The 11,140-nt window shown below is 63.9% G+C and carries 10 protein-coding genes; 5 read left to right on the plus strand and 5 right to left on the minus strand.

Annotated features, from left to right (window positions below; genetic code table 11):
- The 3 genes from QZ511_RS14845 to murJ form a co-directional block, all read right to left on the minus strand.
- Nucleotides 1-1,400 (minus strand): class I tRNA ligase family protein (locus tag QZ511_RS14845; protein WP_295803492.1); only part of this gene is annotated, 1,400 nt, incomplete at its 3' end.
- Between the two features lie 58 nt (nt 1,401-1,458).
- A complete protein-coding gene (gene ribF / locus QZ511_RS14850) occupies nt 1,459-2,427 on the minus strand; it encodes a bifunctional riboflavin kinase/FAD synthetase (RefSeq protein ID WP_295803493.1) in 969 nt (322 codons plus the stop codon).
- 85 nt (nt 2,428-2,512) lie between these two features.
- Nucleotides 2,513-4,066, minus strand: a complete 1,554-nt coding sequence (murJ, locus tag QZ511_RS14855) for a murein biosynthesis integral membrane protein MurJ (RefSeq protein ID WP_295803507.1) — start codon at nt 4,064-4,066, stop codon at nt 2,513-2,515.
- A gap of 269 nt (nt 4,067-4,335) precedes the next feature.
- Here murJ and QZ511_RS14860 point away from each other — a divergent pair, with 269 nt between their 5' ends.
- The 5 genes from QZ511_RS14860 (at nt 4,336) to rpsT (ending at nt 8,815) form a co-directional block, all read left to right on the plus strand.
- Nucleotides 4,336-4,488, plus strand: coding sequence for a hypothetical protein (locus QZ511_RS14860; protein ID WP_295803495.1), 153 nt, complete (start codon nt 4,336-4,338; stop codon nt 4,486-4,488).
- A 192-nt stretch (nt 4,489-4,680) separates the two neighbouring features.
- Nucleotides 4,681-5,391: an OmpA family protein gene (locus tag QZ511_RS14865; protein ID WP_295803497.1), complete on the plus strand. Its 711-nt coding sequence runs from the start codon at nt 4,681-4,683 to the stop codon at nt 5,389-5,391.
- A 240-nt stretch (nt 5,392-5,631) separates the two neighbouring features.
- Entirely contained in the window at nt 5,632-6,324 is a 693-nt protein-coding gene (pdsR, locus tag QZ511_RS14870) for a proteobacterial dedicated sortase system response regulator (protein WP_295803499.1), read from the plus strand.
- 18 nt (nt 6,325-6,342) lie between these two features.
- Nucleotides 6,343-8,403 carry an ATP-binding protein gene (locus QZ511_RS14875; protein ID WP_295803501.1) on the plus strand — a complete coding sequence of 687 codons (2,061 nt, stop codon included), beginning with the start codon at nt 6,343-6,345 and terminating at the stop codon, nt 8,401-8,403.
- Between the two features lie 145 nt (nt 8,404-8,548).
- Nucleotides 8,549-8,815 (plus strand): 30S ribosomal protein S20, encoded by a 267-nt coding sequence (gene rpsT / locus QZ511_RS14880; RefSeq protein ID WP_043320846.1) that lies wholly within the window; start codon nt 8,549-8,551, stop codon nt 8,813-8,815.
- Nucleotides 8,816-8,897: 82 nt separating this feature from the next.
- Here rpsT and proB read toward each other — a convergent pair whose 3' ends face one another.
- Nucleotides 8,898-10,031, minus strand: coding sequence for a glutamate 5-kinase (gene proB / locus QZ511_RS14885; RefSeq protein ID WP_295803503.1), 1,134 nt, complete (start codon nt 10,029-10,031; stop codon nt 8,898-8,900).
- Nucleotides 10,032-10,088: 57 nt separating this feature from the next.
- The coding region (gene cgtA / locus QZ511_RS14890) for an Obg family GTPase CgtA (RefSeq protein ID WP_295803505.1) at nt 10,089-11,140 on the minus strand (1,052 nt) is incomplete at its 5' end.

Here is an 11,140-nt window from a genome sequence, read left to right on the forward strand (position 1 = left end):
TGACGGGAGATACACCAGTCCGGGCTGGCATCCAGCATGGAATCGATGCGGGCCTTGCCCCAGCCGGGAATCCACTGCACTTCGTCCGCGGCTTTCTGCGCGTGTTCCAGCAGGTCGTTCTGCTGCATGCTGACAAACCACTGCGGCGTGGCGCGGTAGATCAGCGGGGTTTTGGTACGCCAGCAGTGCGGATAGCTGTGCACGAGTTTGTCTTCAAACAGCAGGACATTCTTTTCTTTCAGCAGCTCGACAATCTTGCCGTCCACTTTGTACACGTGTTCGCCGGCAAACAGCGGCACCGCATCGCGGTAGACACCGTTGTCGTCGACATAATTGAGGGTCTCGATACCGTAGCGCTTGCCCACATTGAAGTCGTCCGGGCCGTGGTCCGGCGCGGTGTGCACGCAGCCGGTACCGGCATCGGTGGTGACGTGGTCGGCGAGGATCAGCGGCAGCTGTTTGTCGTAGAACGGGTGGTTGACCTTCAGGTGTTCCAGCGCAGCGCCCTGGATTCGGCCGACCACTTCGCCACTCAGGCCCGCGGCTTCCAGTACCGCGTCTTTCAGGTCTGCGGCGACCAGCAGGCGCTCGCTACCCACTTGCAGCACAACGTACTCGAGGTCTGCATGCACAGACACCGCCTGGGAGGAAGGCAGGGTCCAGGGCGTGGTGGTCCAGATCACGACCGACAGATCGCCGTCGCCGGCATGACCACCGGCGGCATCGGCGATGGCCAGTGCCGTTTCGTCGGTAACCGGGTATTTCACATAGATGGAGAAAGAGGTTTTATCCTGGTACTCCACTTCCGCTTCGGCCAGTGCAGAGCCGCCGACCACGCTCCAGTACACCGGCTTGAAGCCGCGTGACAGGTGGCCATTTTTTACCACGCCGCCGAGGGCGCGGATGATGTCGGCCTCAAACTGGAAGTCCATGGTGCGGTAGGGGTTGTCCCACTCGCCGAAAACACCCAGGCGAATAAAGTCTTTCTTCTGGCCTTCGACCTGCTTCGCGGCGTACTCGCGGCATTTCTGGCGGAAGGTCTTGTGGTCCACCTTGACGCCGGCCTTGCCGACTTTCTGCTCCACCTTGTGCTCGATGGGCAGGCCGTGGCAATCCCAGCCGGGCACGTAGGGCGCATCGAAGCCACCGAGGGTTTTCGATTTAACGATGATGTCTTTCAGGATCTTGTTGACCGAGTGACCGATATGAATATCGCCGTTGGCGTAGGGAGGGCCATCGTGCAGGATAAACTGTTCGCGACCGGCACGTGCCTCGCGAATCTTTTCGTAGAGCTTGCCCTCCTGCCATTTCTTCAGAATCTCCGGCTCCCGATTGGGCAGATTGCCGCGCATGGGGAAGTCGGTTTCAGGCAGATTCAGGGTCGCTTTGTAATCGGTCATTGGCTATCTACTTCGGTTGTAGCTCGGGTTGTTGTAGCTCAGGGTTTTGAATCGTCGACTAGTGATTGGCAAACCAGTCTTTTGCATTTTGGATGTCATCCGCGATCTTCTGTTTGAGCACCTCAAGCGACTCAAACTTCTCTTCATCGCGCAATTTGTGATGGAAGGTCACCACAATTTCCCGGCCGTAGAGATCGCCGCTGAAATCGAATAAATGCACTTCCAGTAGCGGCTTCGCGCCCTCGCCTTCCACGGTAGGACGGAAACCCACATTGGCCACACCGGCCACTTCCATACAGCTGCCCGCCATCGGGCTGCCATTGGTGCGCTTAGCGGTGACCGTATACACCCCCACCAGCGGCGAACGGTAGCGGTGCAAGCGCACATTGGCTGTGGGCGCTCCCAGCTGGCGGCCGAGGGCGCGGCCGCGGGCTACCAGGCCGGTGATCCGGTAGGGTTTGCCCAGCAGCTGTTCGGCCAGTGCAAAGTCGGCATTTTGCAGCGCCTCGCGGATGCGCGTGCTGCTCACCCGCTCGCCGGCAATCTCCAGTGTCGCCGTGTCCTCTACGCTAAAGCCGGCGTCGGCACCGGTCTTTCGCAAGAGTGTGTAATCGCCGCTGCGATCGCAACCGAAACGGAAGTCATCACCCACAACAAGATGGCGCACACCCAGGCCATCTACCAGAACCTGCTGGATAAAGGCCTCGGCGCTCAGGCTGCGCAGGCGCTCATTGAACTGCAGGCACAGCACCCGGTCCACGCCGGCATCGAACAGGGCCAACACCTTCTCCTTGAAGCGCATCAACCGCGCCGGCGCCTTTTCGCCGGAGAAATACTCGTGGGGCTGGGGCTCGAACACAATCGCTACCGACGGCAGTTTGTACTCCGCCGCCCTGGCCCGCAATTGGGTGATGATGGCCTGGTGCCCCAGGTGCACGCCGTCGAACGAACCGATCGTGGCCACACAGCCCCGATGGTGCGGCCGCAGGTTGTGCAGCCCGCGAATCAGCTCCCGATGCTCGGTCACAGTGCTTCCACCACCTCTCGTCGCCATTGCAAAATCAAGCGGCGCAGTATACCGGAATTCCACCGCTTCTGGGCACCGTCACCGGTCATGAGGCCGCCCGAAAATGCCGTGGGCGCAGGCCGCTGGCCAGCAGGACCAGGGCGTAGGTCGCACCGCCAGTAGCGACCAGGGCGCCCATACGCCAGGCGCGCTCCCACCAGGCCCAGTCGTGCCAGGCGGGCCAGTAGTGGAGTATGGCGAACAATATTGCCGCCATGGCCAGGTTGGCGAGCAGCAGGCGGACAAGGTAACCCCGCCAACCGGGCTCCGGCGCGTAAACGCCGCCCTGGCGCAAGCCCCGGTACAGCAGGAAGGCATTGAGCGCCGCCTGCCCGGCGGTGGCCGCGGCCAGGCCCATGTGCCCGAGCTGGAAATACATGTGCAGGGGGATCACGAACAGCAGGCTAAGCACCATTTTCGAGGCGATGGCGATCAGCCCGAATTTCACCGGCGTGGCGGTGTCCTGGCGGGCGAAATAGCCCGGTGCCAGCACCTTGATCAGCATAAAGGACAGCAACCCGAAGGTGTAGGCGCGCAGGGACCAGGCGGCCATGGTCATGTCCCGCGGAGTCATATTGCCGTACTGGAACAGTACCGTGAGCAGCGGCTCGGCAAGCACGAACAGGGCCACCGCCGCCGGCAGCGCAATCAGGGTGACACTGCGCAGGGCCCAGTCCAGGGTGTGGCGAAAGCGCCTGGGGTCGCCGCCCGCGTGCTGGCGGGACAGGTTCGGCAGGATGACCGTGGCCACCGCCACCCCGAACACCCCCAGGGGCAGCTCGGTAAGGCGGTCGGAGAAGTACAGCCAGGTCACGGAGCCGGTTGGCAGGAAGGAGGCCAGGGCGGTATCCAGCACCAGGCTGATCTGGGTAACGGAGACCCCGAAAATGGCCGGCGCCATCAGCCGCAATATCTTGCGCACCCCCGGGTGCTGCCAGTCCCAGCGCGGCCGCGGCAACAGGCCGCTGGCGACCAGAAAGGGGATCTGGAACAGCAGCTGCACCACCCCGGCCACCAGCACCCCCCAGGCCAGGGCGACTATCGGCGGTTCGAACCAGCCGGTGGCGATGGTCGCAGCAGCGATCAGCACCAGGTTCAGCAGCACCGGGGTCAGTGCGGGAATGGCGAAGCGGTCAAAACTGTTGAGGATCGCCCCGGCAAAGCCGGTGAGGGAAATCAGCATCAAATAGGGAAAGGTGATCCTCAGCATGTCCGTGGCCATGGCGAACTTTTCCGGCTCGTTGCCGCCCCACCACCAGCCGAAGGCGAACAGGCCCGCCACCAGCGGCGCGCAGAGGACCCCGAACAGGGTCACCAGCAGCAGGGTACCGCCGAGCGCCCCGGCCACCCGATCATTGAGCTCGCGAACCGCGGCGATGCCGCCATTTTGCCGGTACTCCGCCAGCACCGGCACAAATGCCTGGGCAAACGCGCCCTCGGCGAACAGGCGGCGGAAAAAGTTGGGAATCTTGAACGCCACGAAAAACGCGTCTGCCGCATCACTGGCGCCGGTAAAGCGGGCAAACACCACATCCCGCGCCAGTCCCAGCACCCGGGAAAGCATTGTGGCGCCGCCCACCACGGATGTACCCCGCAACAGGCCGCCCCGCGGTCTATCTTCTTTTTCCTGTTTCGGCTGCTGCTCCGCTGGGGGTTCGGTCACGTCCGTGAATTCCTGCGCATAAAAAGAGGCGAGCCGCCCGGTTGCGGCCCCGATGGCCGGCAAGTCTACCGCAAACTCCGCCCCGGGCCAGCGGGCGCTTTACACAGAATGGCAGACCGCGGCCTACTTTCGGCGCCATGCGGAACTATACTCAGGGTAAGCAGCTGACGAGCCGCAGGGATTGGCGGCAACAGAGGAGAAACGGAATGACCTTCAATGCGCTGATAATCGCACTGATTCTGGCGGCCCTGTTATATGCCGTGGTGGCACTGGGCCCCCGCCCCCAGCGGGTGCGGGTGCGGATCGACCAGCCGCGCGACCGGCGGTATCGACGCAGTCAGCAAAAACCTGAGCACTGATTTTGCGGAGACTGAACTGAATCACAGGGCGCGCCGCCACAATTCGCCATAATTGTTGCGCAATTTGCCCCGCTGGCGCCACGCCAGCGCCTCCTTGCGAAGTTTAAATGACTCTCAACCGGGCAGGGAAACACAGCCCACCCGGACCAAAGAGCAGTCCATTTAAAACCGTTAATCGCAAGGAATAGGATCATGAAAAAATTGTTGATGGCAGTTACCCTGAGCAGTCTGACCCTGAACACTCTCGCTGCATCTGCGGCCGCCACTGACACCGAGAACAACCATCAGGGCTCACCCCTGACTCCGGCCAAGCAGGCCACTGTATTTACCGGCGCCGCAGTCGCGGGCGCCGCCTTTGGTGGCCCGGTCGGATTCATCGCCGGGGCCCTGGGTGGAGCCTGGCTGGGCGAACAGATCAAGCAAGCGGAAGAGGCTGACATGCTGGCAACTCAACTGACCGATAGTCGCGCGGAACTGGGCAACCTGGCACAACAACTGGACGCAGCGCGACTGTCGGCCAACGATGCGCAGCAACTCGCCATCGACAGCCTGCAGTTCCAGATGCTGTTCACCACCGGCGACGACCAGCTGCAGGAGGCCCAGGAGCGCCAGGTTGCGGCCATGGCGGACTTCCTGGTGCGCCACCCGGACCTGCAGGTCTACCTGGAAGGCCGCTCCGACCCCCGCGGCAGCGACGGTTACAACAATGTCCTCTCCGACCAGCGCGCCCTCAGTGTACAGCGGGCCCTGGAAGCCTACGGTGTAGCCCCCGAGCGCATCAGCCGCCGCGCCCTGGGCTCCAGCCAGTCCAGGGCCAGCAAAGGCGACCTCGACGCCTACGCCCTGGAGCGCCGGGTGGACATCCACTTCGCCGCGCCGGAGTCCATGGCCGGCACCTTCTGAGCCGCCCCCCAACACCGCTGGACTGCCGCTCTGCAAAAGCGGGCGGCCCGCCCCCGAACCCCAACAGTGCAACCCTGAAGCTGTAATCTTGCGCGCAGTATCGCTGCGCGCTTTTTTCTGGTTTGCACCCACAGGGACACGCCGCTCGCGGCGCCCTTTGCCATCTGCCCCGCCTATCAGGCATGATTTTGCGCCGAATAACCTATTTAACCCGGCGCCGAACCACCCTGCGAGCCCCCTATGAGCAGCCCCACTATTGCCATCGTCGAAGACGAGATTGCCATTGCCGAAAACTACCGCGACGCCCTGCGCCGCACCGGTTACCAGGTCAACCTCTACCATACGCGGCCGCAGGCACTGGAAGCGTTCCGCCAGCGCCTGCCGGACCTGGCGGTAATCGACGTGGGCCTGGGGGCGGAAATCGAGGGAGGTTTCGACCTCTGCCGAGAGCTGCGGGCCATGGCCCCCACCCTGCCGATCCTGTTCCTCACCGCGCGGGATTCCGAACTGGACATCATCTCCGGGCTGCGCCTGGGCGCGGACGACTACCTCACCAAGGATATCTCCCTGCCCCATATGCAGGCGCGCATCAGCGCCCTGTTGCGCCGGGTCAGCGTGATGCAGTCCCAGAGCGACGACAGCGAAACCCTCACCCAGGGCGACCTCACCCTGGATGTCTCGCGCCTGCACTGCCACTGGCAAGGGGAGCCGGTGGACCTCACCGTGACCGAGTTCTGGATTGTGCACGCCCTGGCCAAACGCCCGGGCCATGTGAAATCCCGCAGCCAGCTGATGGAAGCCGCGCGGGTAGTGCTGGATGACAACACCATTACCTCCCACGTGAAGCGGATCCGGCGCAAGTTTCAGGCCATTGACCCGGCATTTGACGCCATCGGTACCGCCTACGGCATGGGCTACCGCTGGCAGGTGTAGGCCGGCAGAGAAACCACCGTGAAATTACGCCGCCAACTGGTCCTCCTCAGCCTTATTACCCTGGCCCTGCCCTGGGCCGGCTGCCAGTACCTGCGCCAGGTGGACCGGGCCCTGTCCCAGGGGCAGATGCAGACACTCGAGGCCACTGGCAGCGCCATCGCCGCGCGACTGGCCAGTGCGCCGCAGTTGATCGCCCCGGACAGCGAGCGCTACGGCCGCCCCCCCGGCGCCCAGCTGTACCTGAACCCGCTGCCCCAGGCACCACTGGTGGACGGCTACGGTGGCGACTGGCGCGGCCAGCAGCTACAGCCGAGACAACTGTTGTCGGCAGATGGCGAGCCCCAGGCCCAGGTCACCCTCGGTCGTCGCAACAGCCAGGTCTACCTGCTGCTGACCGCCAGGGATGGCACTCCCAGTTACCACGACCCCCGCAGCAACCAGGTTTCCAGCGGCGATACCATCGAGCTGTATACCGCCCGACAGAAATATGTCCTGCCGGTCGCGAGCCAGGGCCCGGTATTTGCCTACTGGCACAACCCGCGCCGCGGCGCGTACGAACGGGAACTGCGGATTCGCGGGCGCTGGACCGCCTCGAGCCGCGGCTACCAGCTGGAATTGAGCCTGCCCTTTGCCCTGACCGGGGGCGAACTGGCACTGCGCGTGCTCGACCGCAGTGACAGCCGCGGCGGGCAACCGATGCACATAGCCGGCACCCTGCCTGCGGACGGGCGCCCCGGCGCACTGGTAGAGCCCCTGCCCGCCCTGCAACAGGAGCTGGAGCACTTTGCGCGCCCGCACCTGCAACTCACGGTGGTGGACCAGGAGGGCTTTGTGCTGGCGCGCACCGGCCGCCCCACATCCCACCCGGATGGCGCCCCCAAACCCGCAGAAGACTGGCACTGGCTGCGGACGTGGTTTTACCGCCAGCTGCTGGCAACGGACCAGCTGCCACCGCTGCCGCAACAGCAGTTTCCCGATTCTCTGACCCAAAACCGGAAAACCGCCGGCGAGTGGTTCAGCGCCTCCGGCGACAATACCGGTACCCCCGGCAGCGAGCGCATCGGCGCCGTGAGTGTGCCGGTGATTACCCGTGCAGACGACATCGTCGAGCGCCCGCTACTCGGCCGCGTCATCGCCGCCCAGTCCAGCAGCGCGCTGCAGTCCCTGACCGAAACCGCCGCCCAGCGCCTGTGGCTTACTACCGCCGGCGCCGCGGGACTGGTGCTACTGCTTCTACTGGGTTATGCCAGCTGGCTTTCCTGGCGCATTCGCCGCCTGCACCGCGCCGCACGCAACGCGGTGGACGCCAGTGGGCGCCTGCGGGGAGACTTCCCGCGCCCGTTCGTGAACGATGAGCTGGGCGCGCTGAACCGGGCATTTGCCAGCCTGCTGGCGGAGCTGGACCACTATCACCAGTACCTGCGCAGCCTCGCCAGCAAGCTGTCCCACGAACTGCGCACCCCGCTGGCGGTGGTGCGCTCCTCACTGGACAACCTCAGCGCCGGTGAACTGGACGACGACAGCCGCCGCTACGCGGACCGCGCCGCGGATGGCAGCGCCCGCCTGTCGTCCATCCTCAACGCCCTGTCCGCCGCCACTCATCTGGAGGCCAGTATCAGCCAGGCGGACAAGGAGGAGTTTGATCTGGCGGACCTGCTGCAGGTGCTGGAGCAGAGTTACGGCGACGCACACCCCTCACAGCGCTTCGGCCTGGTGCTGCCGGAGGGCAGGCAGCTCTACTACGGCGCCCCCGAGCTGCTGGCGCAATTGCTGGACAAACTGGTAGACAATGCGGTGAGCTTTGCGCCCGAAGGGAGCGAGATCCAGCTTGCGCTGGAACAGGACAAGCGGGAATACCGGGTTTCCGTGAGCAATCCGGGGCCGTTGCTGCCCCGGGGATTCGGCCTGAAGCTGTTCGACTCCCTGGTCTCGGTGCGCGACGACGGCGGCAAGGCCGGCCACCTGGGGCTGGGACTGCACATTGCCCGGCTGATTGCGGATTTCCACCAGGGCAAACTGGAAGCCGCCAATCGCGACGACGGCAGCGGCGTGATTTTCACCCTTACCCTGCCCCGCTGAGAGACCTCGATTGAATGGCTCCGCGCCAGTCACAAACTCCTGCGGCAAGCGGTTGACAAACAACCAACGCTGGGGATAATGTCGCGTCCCAAACGGGCCCCCGGCCCGATGTTCGAGTTTTACAGATTCCAGACAGGAGCAACCGGTGGCCAACTCACCTCAAGCGAAGAAACGCGCGCGCCAAAACGAAAAGCGCCGCAATCACAACGCCAGCCTGCGCTCCATGGTGCGCACCTACATCAAAAAGGTAGTTGCGGCCATTGATGCAGGTGATGCGGAAAAAGCCAAAACTGCCTACGAGGCTGCTGTGCCGGTCATCGACCGTATGGCTGACAAGGGCATCATTCACAAGAATAAGGCCGCTCGCCATAAGAGCCGCCTGAATGCCCAGATCAAGAAGCTGGCTGCCTAAGGCCGCCACTTCCTGAACGCAAAAAGCCCCGCACCGCGGGGCTTTTTTGTGCCTGCCTGTTTGTGCCTACCTAAAAACGCCCCTAGAGCAGAATCAGGTTGTCGCGGTGAATCAGTTCGTCGTCATCGCGGTATCCCAACAGATCGGCAATTCTGTCTGAAGCCTGCCCGAGAATCCTCTGCGCCTCGGCGCTGTCGTAATTCACCAGCCCACGGGCCAGCTCCTCACCATCAGGGCCGATACAACTCACCAGCTCGCCGCGATGAAAACGCCCGCTCACCGCGGTCACACCCACCGGCAGCAGGCTCTTGCCCTGACTGCGCAGTGCACGCGCGGCGCCCTCGTCGAGTATCAGCTGGCCACGCACCTGCAACTGCCCCGCCAGCCAGCGCTTGCGCGCGGCCAGTGGGTCCGACTCCGGCAGCAGCAGCGTACCCAGCGCCTCCCCGGCGGCAACCCGCTCGATCACGGATTCCATGGCACCGCCAACGATGACAGTGCAGGCACCGGAGCGCGCCGCCAGCTGCGCCGCCCGCACCTTGGTGGACATACCGCCGCGGCCGAGCCCACTGCGGGAATCCCCCGCCATGGCCGCCAGCCTCGGGTCCGAGGCCACCGCCTCGCGCACCAGCTCCGCCGCCGGGTTATCCCGGGGGTCCTGGGTAAACAGCCCCTCAGCATCGGTCAGAATCAGCAGGACATCCGCTTCAACGAGGTTCGCCACCAGCGCACCGAGGGTATCGTTGTCACCAAAGCGGATCTCGTCGGTGACTACGGTGTCATTTTCATTGATGATCGGCACCGCCCCGAGGGACAGCAGGGTTTTCACCGTGCTGCGGGCATTGAGATAGCGGGTGCGATTGGAAAGGTCGTCGTGATCCAGCAGGATCTGTGCGGTGCGGCAGTCGTACTGACCGAAGGCGTGCTCGTATACCTGCACCAGATGGCTCTGCCCTACCGCCGCCGCAGCCTGCAGCTGATGGACGGATTCGGGCCGCTTGCGCCAGCCGAGGCGGTCCATGCCCGCGGCCACGGCACCGGAAGACACCAGCACCACCTCGATTCCCTGGCGGCGCAGGGCGCTTATCTGCTCGGCCCAGTTCTGGATCGCCGCGCGATTGACACCCCGCCCGTTGTCGGTGAGCAGGGCACTGCCGATTTTGATGACCCAGCGTTTGCTGGTAGATAACTGCTGGCGAGCCGAGATGGAATCCATGTGTTCCTCATGTCAGGATGCATCCCGGCAAGATTATCGACTGTGGGGATACAAAAATCAGGGACGATATTCTACATCCACGTCGTAGTCGTCGTCGTCCCAATCTTCATCATCCTCACCAGATTCTTTCGCGGCCTTGCGCTTGGCGCGCTGAATCTCGCGCAGTTCACCGATACGCTCACGGGCCTCCGCCTGCATCTGGCGCTGCGCAGCCTGCTCGGCCTCGAACAGGTCGCCGTCAAGCTCTTCCTGCTCCTTGAGCTCTTCAAGGTAATCCATCAACTGGCCACAGAGCACATCCGTGCCTTCACCGCGAATCGCCGCCACGCGGAATACCGGGCCCTGCCAGCCCAGCGCATTGACCACAGACTGGCAGCGCTCTTCCAGCTCATCTGCCGGCACCAGGTCGGTCTTGTTCAGTACCAGCCAGCGCTCGCGCTTGGCCAGGGTAGGACTGAACCGCTCCAGTTCGTGCTCGATCGTGAGTGCATTCTGCGCGGGATCCGAGCCGTCAAACGGCGCCAGGTCCACCAAGTGCAACAGCACACGACAGCGAGTCAGATGCTTGAGGAAGCGAATCCCCAGCCCGGCGCCCTCAGCGGCCCCCTCGATCAGACCGGGAATATCGGCAATCACAAAGCTGCGATATTTCTGCACCTTCACCACACCGAGGTTCGGCACCAGAGTGGTGAAGGGGTAGTTGGCCACCTTCGGCTTGGCCGCGGACACCGCGCGGATAAACGTGGATTTACCGGCATTCGGCAAGCCCAGCATACCCACATCCGCCAGTACCTTGAGCTCCAACTTGAGGTGACGACTCTCACCCTCAGAGCCCGGACTGGTCTGGCGCGGGGCGCGGTTGGTACTGGACTTGTAGCGGGTATTGCCCAGCCCGTGGAAACCACCCTGGGCCACCAGCAGTTTCTCGCCGTGCTCCAGCAGGTCGCCGAGGGTCTCCCCGGTTTCCTCATCGATGGCGGTGGTACCCACCGGCACTTTCAATTCCAGGCTTTCACCCTTGGCGCCGGTACAGTTGCGGCCGCGACCGGCCTCGCCATTCTGGGCCTGGTAATTGGGCTGGTAGCGGTAGTCCACCAGGGTGTTCAGTG

Origin of the sequence: uncultured Microbulbifer sp. (assembly GCF_913055755.1) — a bacterium.
GTDB lineage: Bacteria > Pseudomonadota > Gammaproteobacteria > Pseudomonadales > Cellvibrionaceae > Microbulbifer.